Consider the following 20,383-nt stretch of genomic DNA (forward strand, 5'->3'; position numbering starts at 1 on the left):
CCGGCCACCACTGCGAGGCCGGGTGCGCCTCCTGCCCGGACGGCGCGCCGCTCCCCCGGCCGGCGCCGTCCTCGCCGTCGGACGACGCTGCCACAGCACCGGGCCGTCGGCGACCCGAGTCACGAGACGGTGCTGTGCCGGATCCGCGCCGGCCATGCGGCCGCGACCCGGTCGGGCGACGTCGCCCACCCCTTCGCTTGACCCTGACGCGACGTCAGGCTGTGCACTCGTGCCCGTCAGGAGGGAGGACACCCGTGAACGTGGGCGAGGTCGCAGCGCTGGCCGGTGTGACGGTCCGCACGCTGCACCACTACGACCGGATCGGGCTGCTGTCGCCGTCCGGCCGGACGGCTGCGGGCTACCGCCGGTACGCGCCGGCGGATCTGGACCGGCTGCACCGGGTGCTGGTCTACCGGGAGCTCGGGTTCCCCCTCGAGGAGGTCGCGACCCTCCTCGACGACCCCGCCGCCGACCCGGCCGAGCACCTGCGCCGCCAGCACCGGCTGCTGCTCGACCGGCTGGAGCGGACGCGGGCGATGGTCGCGGCCGTCGAGAAGGAGATGGAGGCACGGGCCATGGGGATCTCCCTGACCCCGGAGGAGCGGTTCGAGGTGTTCGGCGAGCACGACCCCGCGCGGTACGAGGCCGAGGCCGAGGAGCGCTGGGGCGACACCGAGGCGTGGGCGCAGTCCCAGGCGCGCACCCGCGGCTACACCAAGGAGGACTGGGTGCGGGTCAAGGCCGAGGGGGAGGACGTCGAGCGCCGCTTCGCCGAGGCGCTGCGGTCCGGCGTCCCGGCCGACTCGGAGCGGGCGATGGACCTCGCGGAGGAGCACCGGCAGCAGATCAGCCGGAACTTCTACGACTGCCCGCCGGAGATGCACGCCGCCCTGGGCCGGATGTACGTCGAGGACGAGCGGTTCACCGCCCACTACGAGCGCATCGCACCCGGCCTGGCGCGGTACGTGAGCACCGCCGTCCAGGCCAACGCCGCCCGCCAGGGAGGCTGACCGCGGGGCGAGATCTGCACACTCGTCACCATCGGACCCCTGATGGGCGCGAGTGTGCAGATCTCGCGACACCGAGCGGCGCCGGAACCCGGCGCAACGGCGGGCTGCACCACCGGTCATCCTGGCTCCTCGTGGGAAGCCTGTGGGTGCTGCTGCACCGGCCCGCCGTGCAGCGCGGGGTGCGGGCGGCGGTGGCGGCCGCACTCGCCTGGCAGGTCGCCGTCCTGCTGCCGCCCCTGCTGAGCGAGTACGCCTTCTACGCCCCGCTCGGCGCGGTGGTCGCGGTGCACCCGACGATCGCCGACTCCGCCAGCGCCGCCTGGCGCAGCGTGCTGGCCCTCCTCACCGGCTTCGCGCTGGCCGTGGCCCTGTACGAGCTCACCCGGGCGGTGCCGAACGCCCTCACCATCGCGCTGATCGTCGCCGTGGCCATCGCCGTCGAGCAGTGGGGGCTGTGGCGGGAGCAGGCCAGCTGGGTCAGCTTCGCCGCCGTCCTCATGATCACCGTCGGCCTCGACGACCCCGAGACCTACGTGCTGCGCTACGCCGGGCTGACGCTGCTGGGCGCGGCGATCGGCGTCCTGGTCACCACGCTGCTCTTCCCGCCGATGCAGCTGACCCGCGCGGTCGAGCAGATCGCCGTCGCCCGGTCGCTGCTGGCCACACACCTGGAGGAGATCGTGACCACGCTGCGCGAGGGGCGGGTGCCCGACCCGGCGGAGTGGGAGGGCCGCGCGGCGGGGCTGGACCGAGCCCTGGACCGGATGCGCGCGGCGGAGGCGCAGGTCGAGCGCGCCCGGCGGGCCAACCCGCGGGCGCGCCGGTGGCAGGGCCGGGCGGTCGGGATCCGCGAGGAGTCCCGCTCGCTGGACCGCGTCGCCGTCCTCGTCGACGACCTCACCTCGCTGGTCGTCGAGCTGCAGCCGCACCGGCGCGGCATCGACCGGGTCGAGGCCGGCACCGGCTGGGTGCTCGCCGACGCCCTCGCCGGCCTGGCCGGCGTGGGCCGGGCGCCGCACCACAGGTCCGACGGGACGACGCCGGTTCGCCGCAACCAGCGGATCGCCGCCGCGGAGGCCGCCCTCGACCGGCTGGTCACGCCGCTGCGCACCGCGCGGGTGGCCGACGAGGACGGCTTCTTCGCCCTGGGCGCGGTGGCGGTCGGCGTCCGGCGCGGGCTGGCCGCGCTCGGTGCGCAGCGGCGACAGCCCCTGCCCGCCTGACCGGCCGGGTCAGCTGCGGTGCAGCTCGTCGGGGCCGGCGGACCCGTCGAGCGCGTCGGGCCGGCCGGCACCGGCCGCGCCCGGGTCGTCGGGCAGCGGCCGGTCGTTCAGGTGGGCGGTCAGGCCGGCCGGCTCGTCGGCGGGGACCTCGGCGCGGCGGCCCGGCCGCGCCCCCAGCCGCAGCCGGCGGCCGGGCAGCCCGCCGGCCTGCGCGGCGGCGAGCAGCTCGGCCAGGTGCAGCACGCGGACGCGGGAGCGGCGGCGGCGCAGGCCGGTGACCAGCTGCCGCTGGCAGCCGGGGTTCACCGCGACGACGTAGTCGACGCCGGCCGCCTCGATCTGGTCGAGCTTCGGATCCAGCACCCGGCGGCTGTCCCTCGGCCGCAGCAGCGAGTACGTGCCCGCCGAGCCGCAGCACTGGGCCGCGCCGGGCAGCTCCACGTAGTCGGCGACGGCGGCGATCAGCTCCCGCGGCTCCCGCCAGACGTCCATCCCGTTGCGCAGGTGGCAGGAGTCCTGCAGCGCCACCCGTGCGCGCCGGCCGTCGACCCGCAGCTCCCCGAGGACCGCCGAGCCGTCACCGACCACGTACTCGGAGAACTCCTTGACCCGGTCGCGGCCGAGCACGCCGGCCAGGTGCGCCGCGCAGCCGCCCGCGGTGGTGACGATCGTGCCGGGCAACTGCTCGCCGAGCCGCCGCGCCATCGTGCGGCCCAGCTCCAGGTCCCCGTTGTGCGCGTGCAGGGCGCCGCAGCACCCCTGGTCGCCGGGCGCGTCGAGCTCCGGGCGCAGCCGCCGCGCGGCCCGACTCACCCCGGGGAAGAGCGCGCGCTCGAAGCAGCCCAGCATCAGGTGCGGCCCGTGCGGGGACGACGTGGCCGTGCGGGCGTGCCCGCGGAAGGTGCCGAGGCGGCGCACCAGCCAGTTCCGGACGACGACGTTGGTGAGCACCCGAACCAGCGGCGGCCGGCGCCGGCCCTGCCACTGGTGGGAGCGCCAGTGCTCCAGCAGCTCGCCGTACTGCACGCCGGCGGGGCAGACCGGCTCGCACGCCCGGCAGCCCAGGCAGAACGAGGACTCCTCCCGCAGGGTCGGGTCGTCGTCGGGCAGGACGCCGGTCTCCAGCGCGCGCATCAGCGTGATCCGGCCCCGCGGCGAGGACTTCTCGTCCTTGCTCAGCGCGTAGGTCGGGCAGGCCGGCAGGCAGAACCCGCAGGAGATGCACCGGTCCAGCAGCTCGGGCGGGAAGATGCCGCGTGCGGCGGCCCCGGCGGCGCCCGGGGCGTCGGTTGCCTCGGCGCTCACGCGACCTCCTCGCTGCGCTCGTCGGCGCGTTCGCGCCGCGCTGCTGTGTCCATCCGTGAGCTCGCACGCTCGCTCACGAGCCCACCTTCCCGGGGTTGAGGATGCCGGCCGGGTCGAACGCGGCCTTGATCCGCTTGGTCAGGGCCATCTGGTCGTCCCCCAGCCGGTCGCGCAGGTAGGGCAGCTTGGCGGCGCCCACGCCGTGCTCCCCGGTGATGGTGCCGTCGAGCTCCAGGGCCGCGGCGAAGATCTCGGCGAAGGCGGCGTGGGTGCGGTCGGCGGCCGCCGGGTCGCGGGCGTCGACGACGGCGGTCGGGTGCAGGTTGCCGTCCCCGGCGTGGCCGAAGGTGCCGATCAGCAGGTCGTGGCGGGCGGCGACGGCGTCGATCCGGTCCACCATCTCGGCCAGCCGCGGGCGGGGCACGGTGACGTCCTCCAGTACGGTGAGCGTGTCCAGCCGGGACAGCGCCGGCAGCGAGCAGCGGCGCGCGGCCAGCAGCGCCTCGGACTGGGCGACCTCCTTGGCCACGGTGACCTCGAGGGCGCCCTCGTCGGCGCACAGCTCGCCCATGCGGGTCAGGTTGCGCTCCACGGCGTCCGGCTCGCCGTCGTCCCCGAAGAGCAGCAGCGCCCCGGCGTCGGTGCGCAGCCCCAGCCGGGCGTAGTCCTCCACCGCGCCGATGCAGGTGCGGTCGAGGAACTCCAGGGTGGCCGGCACCACGCCGTGGGCGAGGATCGCGGTGACCGCGCGGCCGGCGTCGGCCAGCGAGGGGAAGTAGGCCACCCCGGTGCTCGCCGTGGCCGGCATGGGCAGCAGCGCGAGGGTCACCTCGGTGATCACGCCGAGGGTGCCCTCCGAGCCGGTGAGCAGGCGGGTCAGGTCGTAGCCGGCGACGTCCTTCCACAGCCGCCCGCCGGTGCGGATGACCTCGCCGGTGGGCAGCACGACCTCGAGACCGAGCACGTAGTTGCGGGTGACGCCGTACTTGAGGCCGCGCAGGCCGCCGGCGCAGGTGGCGACGTTGCCGCCCACGGTGGAGACGGTGCGGCTGCCCGGGTCGGGCGCGAACAGCAGCCCCTTCGCGGCGGCGGCCTCGGCGACCGTGGCCGTGGTGGCGCCGGGCTCGGCGCGGACCAGCAGCTCGTCGGTGCTGATCTCCAGCACCCGGTCCATGCGGGTGAGCACCAGCAGGATGCCGCCCTGCAGCGGCACGGTCGCCGCGCACAGGTTCGAGCCCGCGCCGCGGGGCACGACCGGGACGCGGTGGGCGGTGGCCAGCCGCAGGACGGCCGCGACCTCCTCGGTGCGCGCCGGGAAGACGACCGCGTCGGGCGGGGAGGAGAACAGCGGGGTGGCGTCCCGGGCGTAGGGCGCGACCTCACCCTGCTCGTGACGGACGTGCTCCCGGCCGACGATCGACTCCAGCTCGGCCAGCACCCCGGGATCCAGTGCCACGTCGCACCCCCTCACGGCGGTCGGGTGGGCCCCGCTCGGCCGCAGCGGGGAGCCTAGTGACCTCCGCCACGATCCGCCCTGCGGAGACGTCCGGCGAGATCGCGCGATCTCGCACGGTCCAGGGCCGCAGCCGGGCGAGATCTCGTGATCTCGACCCGTTCAGACCTCGGCGGCGAGCACCTAGCCGCGTCGAGGGCCACACCCGCACCGGTCACCCCGCCGCCGCCACCACGTCGACGGCCGCACCGGCGCCGGCGTCGAGGTCGGCGGGTCCCGGGCCGGGCACCGGCAGACTGTAGCCGTGCCCGAGCAGCCCGAACTGACGATCCAGGGCTGGGGTCCGGCCGCCGGCCCCCGCGACGCGACGGTGACCCGCGGGGCGGACGGCGGCTCCGGCAGCCTGGAGCTGGCCGCGTTCCCCGACGTCGCCGAGGTGCTGCCCAAGGCCGCCCGCCGGCACCTGGCCCGCGAGCTCGGCTGGACGCCGCGGCGCACCCCGCCGGTGCCCGTCGCCGAGATCCGGCTGGCCCCCTCCCGGCTGGCCGAGGAGTGCCGGCTGCGCCTGGTCGACCTGCTCGGCGCCGAGCACGTCCGGACCGACCGCGAGGCCCGCCTGCGGCACGCCGGCGGCAAGAGCTACCTGGACCTGCTGCGCCGCCGGGAGGGCGACGCCTCCGACGCGCCGGACGCCGTGGTCCGGCCGGGCAGCACCGGGGAGACCGCCGCCCTGCTGGCGCTGTGCAGCGAGATGGGCGTGGTCGTGGTGCCCTTCGGCGGCGGCACCAGCGTGGTCGGCGGGCTGTCCGGCGTCGACGCCGACGACCGGCCCTCGATCTCGGTCGACCTGGGCCGCATGGCGTCGGTGCACGCCCTCGACGTCGCGTCGTCGCTGGTCACGGTGGGGCCGGGCGTGCGCGGGCCGGCACTGGAGGAGCACCTGGGCCGGCACGGGCTGACCCTCGGCCACCTGCCGCAGAGCTGGGAGTTCGCCACGATGGGCGGCTACGCGGCCACCCGGTCGGCAGGGCAGGCCTCCACCGGCGTCGGCCGCTTCGACGACCTCGTCGCCGGGCTGACGCTGGCGACGCCGGCCGGGGTGCTCGAGCTCGGCTCCCCGCCGGCGTCGGCGGCCGGCCCGGACCTGCTCGGCCTGGCGCTGGGCTCGGAGGGCGCGCTGGGGGTCATCACCGAGCTGACGCTGCGGGTGCGGCCCGAGCCGCGGGAGCGGCACTACGAGGGCTGGTCGTTCCGGACCTGGGAGGCCGGGCTGGCCGGGCTGCAGCGGCTGGCCCGGCACGACCTGCTGCCCGACGTCGTCCGGCTGTCCGACCCCGACGAGACGCGGGCGAACCTGCTGCACGGCTCCGGCACCGGCGGGTCGCTGCTGCGCGGCTCGCTGCGGCTGCGCCGGCGGGCCGCGGGCTGCCTGCTCGTCGTCGGCTGGGAGGGGCTGCCGGCGGCGGTGCGCGCCCGGCGGCGGTCGGGGGCCTCGGTGCTGCGCGGGGCCGGGGCGGTGCGGCTGGGCACCCGCGTCGGGGAGGCCTGGCGGAGGCACCGGTACGCCGCGCCGTACACCCGCGACAGCCTGCTGGACGCCGGGCTGCTGGTCGAGACGCTGGAGACCGCGGCCACGTGGACCGCGCTGCCCACCGTCTACGACGCCGTCCGCGGGGCGCTGCGCGAGTCGCTCGGGAGGCGCGGGAAGCAGCCGCTGCTGATGAGCCACGTCTCGCACGGCTACGCGACCGGCGCCTCGCTGTACGTCACCGTGCTGGCCGACCGGGACGACGCCCTGCCGATCCAGCAGTGGCTGTCGGCCAAGCGGGCGGCGACCGACGCGCTGCTGGCGGCCGGCGGCACGCTGACCCACCACCACGCCGTCGGGGCCGACCACCGCCCCTGGCTGGAGCGCGAGCTCGGCCCGCTGGGCGTGGAGGTGCTGCGGGCGGTCAAGCAGCGGCTGGACCCGCAGCGCATCTGCAACCCCGGCGTCCTGCTGCCGGACTGAACGAGGCCCCCCGCCCCGCCGCTCGCAGGCCCGCGCGACGCCGAGGGACCGGCCCGACGACCAGCTGGGCTCACGGTCGTGGGGGGGGGGGGGGGGGGGGGGGGGGGGGGGGGGGGGGGGGGGGGGGGGGGGGGGGGGGGGGGGGGGGGGGGGGGGGGGGGGGCGCGCCCGGGCGCGCGGGGGGGCGCTCCGCGGGGCGCGCGCGCGGCCGCCGGCGGGCGCCCGGGGGGGGGGCCGCCGCCCCCCCGCCCCCGCCCCCCCTGGACGCTGGACGATCAGCTCAGCTGATCATCCGCCGGACGAACCATCTCCTCAGCCGCGCGGGGGCAGGGCGTGGCCGGAGGAGAAGACGCCGCCGGGGTCGACGGCGGCCTTGAGGGCCAGCAGCCGCTCGCGCACCACGGGCGGGTAGGACGCGGCGACCTCGGCGGGCCCGGCGACGTCGCCGAGGAAGTTGGTCATGGCGCCGGGGGCGGCCCACGGCTGCAGCGCCGCCAGCACCCTGCGACCGGCCTGCGGCAGCACCTCGGCGAGCTCGGGCACCATCGGGCCGAGGACCAGCACCGACCAGGCGGCGTCCCGCCCGGCCACCGCGTTGGGGACGTGCGGCTCGCGGGCCAGCGCGCCGCCCAGCAGCCGGATCTCGGCCATGAGCAGCGGCGAGGGCCGGTCCGGACCGGCCGCGCCGAGGAACGCGTCGACCGTCTCCTCGGTGAGCTCGGCCAGCAGCATGCCCTTCTCCCAGCCGGGCATCGGGTCCTTCGGGTCCATGTGCACCGCGTCCAGTTCGGTGGTCAGCAGCGGGCCGAGGTGGCCGAGCACGATGCGCCCGGCCGACGTCATCGGCTCGACCAGCCGCTCCCCCTCGGCGGTGTCCCAGCCGGAGTACACGTACCGGAGGTGGACGACGGTCTGCCCGCGCAGCGGCTCCGGCAGCTCCTCCATCGGCGGCAGCCGCAGGACGGCGATCGACGTCCCGACCTCCTCCGGCATCGTGGGCGCCCACTGCCGGAAGGCGTGCAGGACGGCGGCGGCGTCCTCGGCGGCGAAGAAGATGCCGCCACCGAGCACGGAGCGGACCGGGAACAGCCCGAACTCCAGCGAGGTGACGACGCCGAAGCTGCCCTTGCCGCCGCGCACCGCCCAGAACAGCTCGGGCTCACTATCGGCGCAGACGCTCCGTAGTGCGCCGTCGGCGGTGACGATGTCGAAGGAGACCACGGCGTCGGCGGCGAAGCCGTACCGGCGGCCCAGCGAGCCCATGCCGCCGCCGAGGGTGTAGCCGACCACCCCGACGTCGGACGACGACCCGCACAGGCCGGTCAGCCCGTGCTCGAACGCGGCGGCCAGCACCTTCTCCCACGTCACGCCGGCCTCCACGCGGGCGGTGCGGCGGACCGGGTCGATCGTCACGCCCTGCATGCGGCGGGTGGAGACGAGCACCGTCCCGTCGGCGTTGCGGACCGGGCCGTGGCCGGTGGCCTGCACGGCGACCGGCAGGCCGTGCGCGACGGCCCAGGTGACGGCGGCGGCGACGTCCGCGGCGCAGGTCGCGCCGACGGCGACGGCGGGGGTGTGCCGGACGGCGACGTTCCAGGCGGCGACCTCGGCGGCCAGCCCCTCGTCGCCGGCGGCGTAGACCGGGCCGTGGACCCGGCGGCGCAGGTCGTCGACGGCCCCGGCCGGTACGGCGGGGACGGGCGCGTCGTCGGCGGCGGCGCGCGGGGCGGGGACGGTTCCGGCAACGACCTCGGTGCGGCTCATGTCTGGGTTTCCTCGCGGGACGGGATCGGGACGCCGACGACCCTCGCCGCCCCCGCTTGCGGCGGGCTTGCGGCCGGCTTGGCGGCCACCGGGGCCGGATCGCCCCCACCGGGGGCCCTGAGCTGCCAGGATCCCCGGCCGTGCACTTCCGCGTCCTCGGCCCGCTGGAGGTGGCGGACGCCGAGGGCCGGCCGGTGGACGTGGGCGGGGCCAAGCCGCGGGCGCTGCTGACCCTCCTGCTGGCCGAGCCGGGGCGGGTGGTGGCCGTCGATCGGATCGTGGCGGCGCTGTGGGGGGAGCAGCCCCCGCCGACCGCCACCGGCACCCTGCAGGCGCACGTCTCCCACCTGCGGCGGGTGCTCGAGCCCGGCCGCGGCCCGCGCGAGGCGCCGTCCGTGCTGCTCACCCGCCCACCGGGCTACCTGCTGCAGGCCGGCCCGGCCGAGCTCGACAGCCTCTGCTTCGTGCAGCTGGCCGAGGAGGGCGACCGCGCGGTGGCCGGCGGGGACCCGGCGCGCGGCGTGGCCCTGCTCGACCGGGCGCTGGAGCTGTGGCGCGGCGAGCCGCTGGCCGAGCTGGGCGACCTGCCGAGCGCGGCCACCGACCGGCTGCGGCTGACCGAGCTGCACGTGAGGGCCCGCGAGCGCCGCTGCGACGCCCTGCTGGCCACCGGCCGGCCCGATGCCGCGGCTGCCGACCTGCAGCACCTGGTCGCCGAGCACCCGCTGCGCGAGCGGCTGTGGGCCCGGCTGGTCACCGCGCTGTACGCCGCCGACCGGCAGGCCGACGCGCTCGACGCGCTGCGCCGCTGCACCGAGCGGCTGCGCGACGAGCTCGGCATCGACCCCGGCCCCGAGCTGCGCGACCTGGAGCGGGCGGTGCTCCGGCAGGACCCGCGGCTCACCGAGCGGGTGCCCCGCCCGGTGCTGTCCGTCGTCCCGCCCCCGGCCGCGGTGCCCACCGCGGCGCCCGGCGCGGAGGCCCTGGTCGGCCGGCAGGCGGAGCTGGCGCACCTGCGGGCGGTCGCCGAGCAGGCCGCGGGCGGGCGGCCCGCGGTCGTCGTCCTCGGCGGGGAGGCCGGCATCGGCAAGACCCGGCTGGCCGAGGCCGCCGCGGACGCCGGGCGGGCGGCCGGCTGGTCGGTGGCCTGGAGCCGGTGCGCGGACGACGCCGGCGCCCCGGCGCTGTGGCCGTGGACGCAGGTGCTCGAGCAGCTGGGCCAGGAGCAGCTGGTGCTCCCGGCCGAGGACGCCACCGGGGACGCCGACGCCGCCCGCTTCCGGCTGTTCCAGGACCTGCGCGCCCGGCTGGCCGCCGCCGCGACCCGCCCGGTGCTCGTCGTCCTCGACGACCTGCAGGGCGCCGACACCACCTCGGTCGCGCTGCTGGCGCTGCTCGCCCGGCACCTGCCGCGGGTTCCCCTGCTGGTCGTCGTGACGGTGCGCACCGTGGGCGAGGAGCTGCCCGAGGCGGTGGTCGACTGCCTGGGCCGGCTCAACCGCGAGCCGGCGGCCAGCCGGCTGCGGCTGGAGGGGCTGTCCACCGGCGACGTCGCCGCGCTCATGGCCGCCCAGCTGGGCTCGCCCGGGGACCGGGCGCTGGCCGCGGCGGTGCACGACCGCACCGCGGGCAACCCGTTCTTCGTCGTCGAGCTGGCCCGCTGGATGCTCGGCGCGCACGACCTGCACCTGGACCGCGAGCCGGTGCCGCCGTCCGTCGGCGAGGTGCTGCGCACGCGGCTGGGCCGGCTGCCCGCGGACGCCCGCGAGGTGCTGGAGCTGGCCGCCGTGGCCGGCCGCGAGGTGTCCCTGGACCTGCTGGAGGCCGCCGGCACCCCGGCCGAGACCGCGCTGACCGCGCTGGACACCGCGACCGCGTGCGGGCTGGTCGTCGAGGGCCCGGCGCCGTGGCGCTGGCGGTTCGCCCACGCGCTGGTGCAGGAGGTGCTGACCGGCGACCTGCCGGCGCTGCGGCGGGCGCGGCTGCACGCCCGGGTCGGCGAGGCGCTGGAGCGCCGCGTCCCGGGCACGACCGACGACGAGCTGGTGGAGCGGCTGGCCCGCCACTTCGTCGCGGCGCTGCCGGTCACCGGCCCGGGCCCGGCGCGGCTGTACGCGACGGCCGCGGCCCGCAGCGCCCGCGCCCGCCTGGCGCACGGCGAGGCCGCCGCGCACACCCGGCGGGCGCTGGAGCTGCTCGACCCGGTCGCGCCGGACGCCGCGCGGACCCGGCACGACCTGCTCACCGCGCTCGGCAACGACCTGCTGCGCAGCGGCCAACTCACCGAGGCCCGCGAGGTCGTCGCCGAGGCGATCACCGTCGCGCGGCAGCTGGGCGACCGGGAGTGCCTGGCCGAGGCCGCGGCGGTGTGGGGCAGCGTCACGCTGTGGAACTGGCGACCGCACGGCGTGGTCGACGACGACATGGTGGCGCTGCTGGAGGACCTCGCCGCGTCCCGTCCGGACGGCGACGACGCGACGACCGCCCGGCTGCTGGGCACCCTGGGCGTCGAGCTCGCCTTCTCCCCCGACGACCGCGGTGTGCGGGCCGCCCGGCGGGCGGTCGAGCTGGCCCGGCGGACCGGGGACCCCGAGCTGCTGGGGCGCACGCTGAACAACCTCAGCCTCGCGGTGTGGGGGCGGCCGGGCGCCGCGGAGCTGCGGCTGGCCGCGGCCGACGAGACCCTGGAGCTGGCCGGGCGCGGGCTGCCGCGGCGCACCGAGTTCGTGGCGCACCTGCACCGGGCGGCGATCCGGCTGCACCTGGCCGACCTCGCCGGGTTCGAGGCCGACCACGACCAGGCCCGCCGGCTGGCCGTGTCGCTGAGCGGGCCGGAGGTGCGCCCGCACGTGCTCTGGCAGGCCGGCGGGCTGGCCTGGCTGCGCGGGGACGCCGCCCGGGCCGAGGAGCTGACCACCGAGGCCTACGAGCGGTTCCGCCGGGTCACCCCGCACGCGCGGCACGCCTACGCCGCCCACCAGTTCACCCTCCGGCGGGCCGACCACCGCGAGGGCGACGCGCTGCCCCTGCTGGTCGAGACCGGCGACGAGGGCAGCCCGCTGCTGCAGGAGATGGCGGTGCTGGCCGCGGCGGAGTCCGGCGACCTCGCCGAGGCCCGCCGGCTGCGGGCGCGGTGGGGGCGCACGCTGGTCCGCGACTGGGCCAGCGACGTCGCGCTCTACCTGCAGGCCGAGTCGTCGCTGTGGCTGGGCGACGAGCCGGCCTGGGCGGCCGCGACGGAGTCGCTGCTGCCGTACGCCGGCCGCCAGGCGGTGCTGGGGACGCCGTCGCTCACGCTGGGCGCCTACGACGAACTGCTCGGCCGGATCGCCGAACGCCGCGGGGACCCGGCCGCGGCCCGCGGGTGGTGGTCCGCCGCGGCGCGGCAGGGCCGGCAGGTGGGGTCGCCGCACCAGGTGGCGCTGGCCGAGTCCCACCTGGCCCGGGTGCCCGGTGAGCCGGTCGCGGTCACGGCAGCTGCACCGTCGTCGTCACCCGGGCCAGGCTCGGTCGCGGCGGCACCGACCCGAAGCCGAAGGTGACCGGCGGGCGCACCGGGGCCAGCGCGCCCAGCGGTCCGCCGTCCCACGTCGCGTCCAGCGCCGTCACCGCGTGCAGGTCCTGCACGCCGTACCACTCGGTCCGGCCGCCTCCGGCCGACCCGGTGGTGCGCAGCCCGGTCAGCAGCCGCGCGAGCCGGTCCAGCAGGCCGACCCACGCCGGGGTGCGGGCCAGCGGGGCGGGGACGGCGCGCAGCAGCCGGCCCAGCGGCGGCCGGCGGCCGGTCGTGGCGTGCAGCCGCAGCGGACCGGCCGCCACCGCCCAGCTGCGCGGGTCCGGCCGCCGCACCGTCACCGGGACCAGCCGGACCTCGTCGAAGGCGTAGGTCGCGGCGATGAAGTCGGCGACCTCCCGGCTGGGGGCGAGCAGCACCCGGACGCCGTCCGGCCGCTGGACCATGACGTCGGACAGCGGCCCGAACGGGGAGCGCGGCCAGTGCCCGACGACGAGGCGGGTGCCCGATGCGGTGCCGACCCCGAGGATCCAGCCGTCGAACCGCAGCCGCGTCACAGCGTGGTCGCGCGGCCGCCGTCCACCGGGATGACCGCGCCGGTGACGTACGCGCCCGCCCGCCCGGCGAGGTAGACCACGACGCCGGCCATGTCGTCGGGCCGGCCGATGCGGCCCAGCGGGGACGACGCGGCGATCTCGTCGCCGTGGGCGGCCAGCGTCGCGGCCATCATCTTGGACTCGAACGGCCCCGGGGCGACGGCGTTGACCGTGATCCGCCTCGGCCCGAGCTCCTTGGCCAGCACCCGGGTGAGGTGGTGCACCCCGGCCTTGCTCGCCGAGTAGGAGTAGGTGGGCAGGGACGGGGCGTGCAGCCCGTCGATGCTGCCGACGTTGACCACCCGGGCCGGGTCGTCGTCGGTGCCGGCGGCCTCCAGCAACGGCAGGAACGCGCGGGTGAGGAAGAACGGCGCCTTGAGGTTGAGGTCGAGCACCTTGTCCCAGGCCGCGGCGGGGAACTCGGCGAACGGCGCGCCCCAGGTGGCCCCCGCGTTGTTGACCAGGACGTGCAGCCGCTCCTCGCGGCGGCCGACCTCCTCGGCCAGCCGCAGGCACTCCGCCTCGGTGGAGACGTCGGCGGGGATCGACCCGACCGTCCCGAACTGCGACAGCTCGGCGACCGCGGCCTCCCCCGCCTCGGCCTTGCGGGAGGAGACGTAGACCGACGCCCCGGCCTGCAGCAGGCCGCGGGCCATCATCAGCCCGATGCCGCGGGTGCCGCCGGTGACCAGGGCCACCTTCCCGGTCAGGTCGAACAGGTGCACGAGGGGGCCTCCGCGGTGTGGTGGGGACGTCGTCGGCCCCGGCCGGGGCACCCTATCCAGCGCTCCGGAGCGCTCCCTGTGCCAGCCTCGGCCCATGACCGCACCCGCCGCCGCGACCGCCGCTCTGGGCGCCACCAGCGAGGTAGGGCCGCTGCGGACGGTGCTGCTGCACCGGCCGGGCGCCGAACTGCGCCGGCTGACCCCGCGCAACAACGACCAGCTGCTGTTCGACGGCGTGCCGTGGGTGCGCCGGGCGCAGGAGGAGCACGACGCCTTCGCCGCCGAGCTCACCGCCCGCGGGGTGGAGGTGCTCCACCTGGACCGGCTGCTGGCCGAGGTGCTGACCTCGCCCGTGGCCCGCACGGAGCTGATCACCGCCGCCGTCGACGACCCGCGGCTGGGCGCGACGCTCACCCGCACCGCGGCCGCGCACCTGGCCGGCCTCGCCCCCGAGGACCTCGCCCGGGCGCTGGTCGCCGGGGTCGCGCACGAGGAGCTACCCGGCGGGCGGGGCCTGGGCTACGAGCTCATGGACCGCGCCGACTTCGTCGTCCCCCCGCTGCCGAACCTGCTGTTCACCCGCGACTCGTCGGTGTGGGTGGGCGACCAGGTGGCGGTGACCTCGCTGGCCATGCCCGCCCGGCACCGGGAGAGCACGATCACCGCCGCGGTGTACGCCCACCACCCGCGCTTCGCCGGCGCCGAGCAGCTCTACGACGCCTCGCTGGAGCACCTCGAGGGCGGCGACGTGCTGCTGCTGGCCCCGGGGGTGGTCGCGGTCGGGGTCGGCGAGCGGACGACGCCCGGCGGTGCGGAGCGGCTGGCCCGGCGGGTGTTCGCCCGGGGCCTGGCGCACACGGTGCTCGTCGTACCGATCGCCCAGCAGCGGGCGACCATGCACCTGGACACCATCGCCACGATGGTCGACGTCGACGCCATGGTCGTGTACCCCGCCGTCGCCGACTCGTTGGTCGCGTGGACGGTCACCGCCGACGAGCCGCCCGACCACGACGACACCACCGACCTCGTCGTCCGCGGCCCGGCGCCGTTCCTGGAGGCCGCGGCGGCCGCGATGGGCATCGACCGGCTGCGGGTGATCGACACCGGGCTGGACCCGGTCACCGCCGAGCGCGAGCAGTGGGACGACGGCAACAACACCCTCGCGCTGGCCCCGCGGCTGGCCGTGGCCTACGAGCGCAACACCGTCACCAACGCCGCACTCGAGGCGGCCGGCATCGAGGTGGTGCGGATCGCCGGCTCGGAGCTCGGCAGCGGCCGCGGCGGACCGAGGTGCATGTCCTGCCCCGTCCGCCGCGACCCGCTGTAGGTGCCTTTCGCGCGCGAAAGGCACCTACAGGACCGCCTTTCGCGCGCGAAAGGCAGTTACAGGCCCTGGGCCAGCCGGTGGTAGGCCGCGCCCCAGCGCAGCTCCTTCGCCAGCGACCGGCGGGTGGTGTCGCCGTCGATGACCACCAGCTCGGTCGCGAAGACCTCGGCCAGGTCGGTCAGCTCGTCGGCGCCGATCGCGGTCGACAGCACCGTGTGGTGCGGGCCGCCGGCGGTCAACCAGCCCTCGGTCGCCGTCTCGAAGTCCGGCCGCGGCTGCCACACCGCGCGGGCCACCGGCAGGTTGGGCAGCGGCTCGTCGGGCTCGACGACGTCGACCTCGTTGGCCACCCAGCGGAACCGGTCGCCCAGGTCGCACCAGCCGACGACGACGCCCTCGCCCGGCGCCGCGGTGAACACCAGCCGCGCCGGGTCCTCGCGGCCGCCGATGGACAACGGGTGCACCTCGACGCGGGGCCGGTCGCCCGCGATGGTCGGGCAGACCTCGAGCATGTGCGCCCCCAGGATCCTCGGCGTCCCGGTGAGGTCGTAGGTGTAGTCCTCCATGAACGAGGTGCCGCCGGGCTGCCCGGCCGCGGCGACCTTCAGGGTGCGCAGCAGCGCCGCGGTCTTCCAGTCGCCCTCGCCGCCGAAGCCGTACCCGTCGGCCATCAGCCGCTGGACGGCGAGGCCGGGGAGCTGGCGCAGCCCGCCGAGGTCCTCGAAGTTCGTGGTGAACGCGGTGAAGCCGCCGTCCTCGAGGAAGCTGCGCAGCGCCGCCTCGATGCGGGCCTGGTAGCGCACCGCCTCGTGCCGCTCCCCGCCCGGCCGGCAGTCGTCGGCGAACTCGTAGCGGTCGCCGTACTCCTCGACGAGGGCGTCGACCACCTTGTCCTCGACGGCGTCGACCACGGCGACGAGGTCGTTGACGCCCCAGGTGTTCACCGACATGCCGAAGCGGATCTCGGCCTCGACCTTGTCGCCCTCGGTCACCGCGACGTTGCGCATGTTGTCGCCGAAGCGGGCCAGCCGCAGCGACCGGGCGGCAGCCGCCGCCGTCGCCGCGCGCGCCCACGAGCCGACCCGGGAGCGCACCCGCGGGTTGGACACGTGGCCGGCGACCGTCGTCCGCGGCATGCGCAGCCGGGTCAGCACGAACCCGTACTCCCGGTCGCCGTGCGCGGCCTGGTTGAGGTTCATGAAGTCCATGTCGATCGTCGCCCAGGGCAGGGCGGCGTCGGCCTGGGTGTGCAGGTGCAGCAGCGGCTTGCGCAGCGCGTCGAGCCCGGAGATCCACATCTTCGCGGGCGAGAAGGTGTGCATCCAGGTGACGACACCGACGCAGGCCGGGTCCTCGTTGGCCTCGCCCATCGCCCGCCGGATGGCCGCGGCGTCGGTGAGCACCGGCTTCCACACCACCCGCACCGGGACCTCGGCGGCCTCGTCGAGCGCCGCGGCGACCCGCTGCGACTGCTCGGCGACCTGCTGCAGGGTCTCCTCGCCGTACAGCCCCTGGCTGCCGGTCAGGAACCAGACCTCGTGCCCCTCGAACGGGTCAGCGACCACGACGGGACCTCTCCTCACTGTCCGTAGACGTTCTGGTAGCGGGCGTACAGCGAGTCGATGTCCGACTGCGCGATGGGCAGGGGCTCGCCGAGCTGGCGGGACAGGTGCACCGTGCGGGCGACGTCCTCGGTCATGACCGCGGCCTTCACCGCCGCCTTGGCCGATGGCCCGATCGTGAAGACGCCGTGGTTCTGCATGAGCACCGCGGGTGAGCGCGAGTCGCGCAGCGTCTCGACGATGCCGCGGCCGATCGAGTCGTCCCCGATGAGCGCGAACGGGCCGACCGGGATGGGCCCCCCGAACTCGTCGGCCATGGCCGTGAGCACGCAGGGGACCGGCTCGGCGCGCGCCGCCCAGGCCGTGGCGTACGGGCTGTGCGTGTGCACCTGGCCGTCGACCTCCGGCATGTGCCGGTAGACGTAGGCGTGCGCGTCGGTGTCGCTGGAGGGCTTCTTCACCCCGTCGACGGCGTTCCCGTCCAGGTCGCAGACGGTGATGCCCTCCCAGGTCAGCTCGTCGTAGAGGACGCCGCTGCCCTTGATGACGAACAGGTCCTCGCCGGGCACCCGCTCCGACACGTTGCCCGAGGTCCAGGTGACCAGGCCGTTGCGGGTCAGCTCGGCGTGCAGGGCGGCGACGTGCTCGCGCTGCGCTCGGTGGGTGCCCCGCTCGGTGCGGGGCTGGGTGGCCGCCGCCGGGGTCCCCGCAGAGACGTGGAGCGCCAGCGGAGCGTCTTCGTGGGGATGGCTCATACCGGCTGCTCCTCGGGACGTGCGGTGGACGTGGTCTGGGCGTCGGCGATCCGCGGCTCGGCCGGCCGGTGGTCGTTGCCCACGTGGTCGACGGCGGCCCGCTCGACCGGGAGCCCGGCGACGTACCGCTGCATGAACGCGTCGAAGCCGGCGACGTCGGCCGGCTCGGGCTGAGCGGTCTGCAGGCCGGTGCCGGTGAAGACCGTCGAGTCCAGGTAGTCCGCCAGGCTGCGGTCCGAGCCACTGGAGGCGAAAGCGGCCAGGACGGCGATCCCCCAGGCGCCACCCTCGGCAGCGACGTCCCCCACGGACACCGGGGTGTCGATCGCGGCGGCCAGGAAGCGTTGCGCCACGCCCTTGGTCCGGAACAGGCCACCGTGCGCGAACATCCGGTCGATCCGCACGCCCTCGGCCTTCTGCAGGACGTCCATGCCGATCCGCAGCGTGGCGAGGGACGCGAACAGGTGCGTCCGCATGAAGGTGGCGAGGTCGAACCTGCTGTCCGGGGACCGCACGAACAGCGGCCGCCCCTCCTCGAGGCCGGTGATCGGCTCCCCGGAGAGGTAGTTGTAGGCCAGCATCCCGCCGCCGTCGCTGGCGCCACCGAGCGCGGCGGAGAACAGGATCTCGAAGACCGCCGACGGGTCCGCCTCGGAACCCAGCGCCCGGGCGAACTCGGTGAACAGACCGACCCAGGCATTCACCTCGCTGGCCCCGTTGTTGCAGTGCACCATGGCCACCGGGTCGCCGGCCGGCGTGGTCACGAGGTCCAGTTCGCGGTGCATCCGGGTGAGTTCGCGCTCGAGCACGACCATGGCGAAGATGCTCGTCCCGGCGGAGACGTTGCCGGTGCGCGGAGCGACCGAGTTGGTGGCGACCATCCCCGTGCCCGCGTCGCCCTCGGGTGGGCAGAGCGGGGTGCCGGGACGCAGCCGCCCGGTCGGGTCGAGCAGCGTCGCGCCCGCCTCGGTGAGCTCGCCGGCCGGCTGGCCGGCGGACGCGATCCCGGGCAGCAGGTCGGCGAGGGTGAGCTCGACCCCGGCCTCGGCAGCCAGCTGGTCGAACCGGGCCAGCATCGGAGCGGAGTAACCGCCGGTGCCGACGTCGATCGGGAACATGCCGCTGGCGTCGCCGATGCCGAGGACCTTCTCGCCGGTGAGCTGCCAGTGCACGTAGCCGGCCAGGGTCGTCAGGTGATCGAGCCGACCGACGTGGTCCTCGCCGTCCAGGATCGCCTGGTAGAGGTGCGCGACGCTCCACCGGTGCGGGATGTTGACGCCGAACTCCGCGCTGAGCCGCTCCGCCGCTCGGCCCGTGTTCGTGTTGCGCCAGGTGCGGAACGGCGTGAGCAGCTCGCCGTCGACGTCGAACGCCAGGTAGCCGTGCATCATCGCCGACACGCCGAGCGCGCCGACCCCTGCCAGCTCGACCCCGTGGCGTCGCCGCACGTCGCCCGCCAGGGCCGCGACGCTCTGCTGCACCCCTGCCCAGACGGCCCCCAGCGAGTACGTCCACCGCCGGTCGACGAACTGGTTCTCCCAGTCGTGGCTGCCGACCGCGAGCGGAGCGTGGTCCGGGCCGACGAGCACTGCCTTGATCCGGGTCGATCCCAGCTCGATCCCCAGGGCCGTGCGACCTCCGGTGATCGCCTCGCCGACATCCATCGTCATCTCTCGCGACCCTCTCGCTCCGGACTGGTGGCCCCGCCCGGGGTCCCGGTGAGCGCAGCACCGCCGGTCGCCGTGCCCCGCCGGTCGCGGACGACGTCCGCCGGCGTCCCGACGTCCACCCCGACGACGTCGGGGTCGCCCGTTCCTGCCGTGTCCGGCATCGGTTCCTCCTGCGCCCAGCGGCTCGGACGACGGCCGATCGGCCACGTCGCCGCAGGGATGTTAGCGCTAACAGGGACAGTCGTCACACCCCGACGGGGGTCCTCCCGACCGGAACGGGGCCGGTGCTGGAGCGGACGAGCAGCACCGGCGGCACCGGCTGCGGGTGCAGCTCCCGGCCGGCCAGCCGGGCGAGCACGAGCTCGACCGCCCGGTGGCCGAGCTCGGCGAAGTCCTGCCGCACCGTCGTCAGCGGCGGCATGAGGTACGGGGCCTCGGGCAGGTCGTCGAAGCCGACGACGCTGACGTCGCGCGGGGCCTCGAGCCCCTCCTCGTGCAGCGCGGCGAGCAGCCCCATGGCCATCTGGTCGTTGGCCATGAAGACCGCGGTGATCTCCTCGCCCGCGCGTCGGCGGGCGGCGAGCCGGCGACCGGCCTCGTAGCCCGAGGACGGCGTCCAGTCGCCGTGCAGGCACTCGGGGACGCCGGCCCCGGCACCGGCCAGCTCGGCGCGCCAGCCGGCGATCCGGTCCCGGGCCTCCTGCGAGTCGGCGGGACCGGTGACGTGGTGGACGGTGCGGTGGCCGAGGTCGAGCAGGTGCCGGGTGGCCAGCCGCGCGCCGGCGACCTGGTCGACGCCGACCGCGGGCTCCTCGAGCGCCCCGCCGCTCTGCACGGTGACCAGCGGCAGCGGGGCGTGCACCACGTGCAGCGCCTCGACCGCGTCGTCGTAGGTGGCCAGCGCCAGGACGGCGTCCACCGACTGGGCAACGAACCGGTCGACGGCGTCGCGCATCGCGTCGGCGGTCGCCTCGTCGAGGACCGTGACGCTCAGCGAGTACCCGGCCGCCCGCGCCGCCCGCTCCAGGCCGACGAGGGTCTGCGCCGGCCCGTACTGGTTGATGTTGACGGTGACGAACCCGAGCGTCCGCGTGGAACCCGTGACGAGGGCCCGCGCGGCGGTGTTGGGCCGGTAGCCCAGCTCGCGGATGGCCCGCTCGACGCGCTCGCGGGTCTGCGGCGCGACGTTGGGATGCCCGTTGATGACCCGGGACACCGTCTGGTGGGACACGCCCGCCCGAGCCGCGACGTCGGACATGACCAGCGCTCGGGTCGCCCCCTCGGGCTCCACCGCTCCCCCTCCCCGTCGAGGGTCGGCCTCGTCTCGGCCACCTCGGTCCGTGCCCTGCCGGGGGGGGGGGGGGGGGGGGGGGGGGGGGGGGGGGGGGGGGGGGGGGGGGGGGGGGGGGGGGGGGGGGGGGGGGGGGGGGGGGGGGGGGGGGGGGGGGGGGGGGTGGGGGTGGCGCCG

14 protein-coding genes are annotated in these 20,383 nt (G+C 76.7%); 5 read left to right on the forward strand and 9 right to left on the reverse strand.

What is annotated here, in order from left to right; translation table 11 throughout:
- The first annotated feature begins 260 nt into the window (after nucleotides 1-260).
- Both ACI78Z_RS13215 and ACI78Z_RS13220 read left to right on the forward strand, forming a co-directional pair.
- Entirely contained in the window at nucleotides 261-1,010 is a 750-nt protein-coding gene (locus ACI78Z_RS13215) for a MerR family transcriptional regulator (RefSeq protein ID WP_457036995.1), read from the forward strand.
- Nucleotides 1,011-1,141: 131 nt separating this feature from the next.
- Complete coding sequence (locus ACI78Z_RS13220; RefSeq protein WP_457036996.1) at nucleotides 1,142-2,233, forward strand: FUSC family protein; 1,092 nt, start codon at nucleotides 1,142-1,144, stop codon at nucleotides 2,231-2,233.
- A gap of 9 nt (nucleotides 2,234-2,242) precedes the next feature.
- Here the strand turns inward: ACI78Z_RS13220 and ACI78Z_RS13225 are convergent, their stop codons facing one another.
- Nucleotides 2,243-3,538 carry a (Fe-S)-binding protein gene (locus ACI78Z_RS13225; RefSeq protein WP_457036997.1) on the reverse strand — a complete coding sequence of 432 codons (1,296 nt, stop codon included), beginning with the start codon at nucleotides 3,536-3,538 and terminating at the stop codon, nucleotides 2,243-2,245.
- A gap of 73 nt (nucleotides 3,539-3,611) precedes the next feature.
- Nucleotides 3,612-4,994 (reverse strand): FAD-binding oxidoreductase, encoded by a 1,383-nt coding sequence (locus ACI78Z_RS13230; RefSeq protein ID WP_457036998.1) that lies wholly within the window; start codon nucleotides 4,992-4,994, stop codon nucleotides 3,612-3,614.
- Between the two features lie 301 nt (nucleotides 4,995-5,295).
- Between ACI78Z_RS13230 and ACI78Z_RS13235 the strand changes: the two genes are divergently transcribed.
- Entirely contained in the window at nucleotides 5,296-7,002 is a 1,707-nt protein-coding gene (locus ACI78Z_RS13235) for an FAD-binding oxidoreductase (protein ID WP_457036999.1), read from the forward strand.
- A 312-nt stretch (nucleotides 7,003-7,314) separates the two neighbouring features.
- Here ACI78Z_RS13235 and ACI78Z_RS13240 read toward each other — a convergent pair whose 3' ends face one another.
- On the reverse strand, nucleotides 7,315-8,766 hold the full coding sequence (locus ACI78Z_RS13240) for an FAD-binding oxidoreductase (protein WP_457037000.1): 1,452 nt from the start codon (nucleotides 8,764-8,766) through the stop codon (nucleotides 7,315-7,317).
- Between the two features lie 140 nt (nucleotides 8,767-8,906).
- Here ACI78Z_RS13240 and ACI78Z_RS13245 point away from each other — a divergent pair, with 140 nt between their 5' ends.
- The gene (locus ACI78Z_RS13245; protein WP_457037001.1) at nucleotides 8,907-12,308 is read left to right on the forward strand and encodes a BTAD domain-containing putative transcriptional regulator; all 3,402 of its coding nucleotides are present in this window, start codon (nucleotides 8,907-8,909) and stop codon (nucleotides 12,306-12,308) included.
- Here ACI78Z_RS13245 and ACI78Z_RS13250 read toward each other — a convergent pair.
- Together ACI78Z_RS13250 and ACI78Z_RS13255 are read right to left on the reverse strand one after the other, a co-directional pair.
- Nucleotides 12,235-12,837, reverse strand: coding sequence for a hypothetical protein (locus ACI78Z_RS13250; protein WP_457037002.1), 603 nt, complete (start codon nucleotides 12,835-12,837; stop codon nucleotides 12,235-12,237). The genes ACI78Z_RS13245 and ACI78Z_RS13250 overlap by 74 nt on opposite strands.
- Nucleotides 12,834-13,601: an SDR family oxidoreductase gene (locus ACI78Z_RS13255; RefSeq protein WP_457037003.1), complete on the reverse strand. Its 768-nt coding sequence runs from the start codon at nucleotides 13,599-13,601 to the stop codon at nucleotides 12,834-12,836. The genes ACI78Z_RS13250 and ACI78Z_RS13255 overlap by 4 nt, the downstream gene beginning before the upstream one ends.
- Before the next feature lie 94 nt (nucleotides 13,602-13,695).
- Between ACI78Z_RS13255 and ACI78Z_RS13260 the strand changes: the two genes are divergently transcribed.
- A complete protein-coding gene (locus tag ACI78Z_RS13260; RefSeq protein WP_457037004.1) occupies nucleotides 13,696-14,928 on the forward strand; it encodes an arginine deiminase in 1,233 nt (410 codons plus the stop codon).
- Between the two features lie 56 nt (nucleotides 14,929-14,984).
- Here the strand turns inward: ACI78Z_RS13260 and araA are convergent, their stop codons facing one another.
- From araA to ACI78Z_RS13280, 4 genes are all read right to left on the reverse strand, one after another.
- Nucleotides 14,985-16,493, reverse strand: a complete 1,509-nt coding sequence (gene araA / locus ACI78Z_RS13265) for an L-arabinose isomerase (RefSeq protein ID WP_457037005.1) — start codon at nucleotides 16,491-16,493, stop codon at nucleotides 14,985-14,987.
- Nucleotides 16,494-16,507: 14 nt separating this feature from the next.
- The gene (locus ACI78Z_RS13270; RefSeq protein WP_457037006.1) at nucleotides 16,508-17,245 is read right to left on the reverse strand and encodes an L-ribulose-5-phosphate 4-epimerase; all 738 of its coding nucleotides are present in this window, start codon (nucleotides 17,243-17,245) and stop codon (nucleotides 16,508-16,510) included.
- Nucleotides 17,242-18,915 carry a xylulokinase gene (locus ACI78Z_RS13275; protein WP_457037007.1) on the reverse strand — a complete coding sequence of 558 codons (1,674 nt, stop codon included), beginning with the start codon at nucleotides 18,913-18,915 and terminating at the stop codon, nucleotides 17,242-17,244. The genes ACI78Z_RS13270 and ACI78Z_RS13275 overlap by 4 nt, the downstream gene beginning before the upstream one ends.
- A 244-nt stretch (nucleotides 18,916-19,159) precedes the next feature.
- The gene (locus ACI78Z_RS13280; protein WP_457037008.1) at nucleotides 19,160-20,206 is read right to left on the reverse strand and encodes a LacI family DNA-binding transcriptional regulator; all 1,047 of its coding nucleotides are present in this window, start codon (nucleotides 20,204-20,206) and stop codon (nucleotides 19,160-19,162) included.
- Nucleotides 20,207-20,383 lie beyond the last annotated feature (177 nt).

It is taken from the genome of Geodermatophilus sp. SYSU D01176, assembly GCF_054050015.1.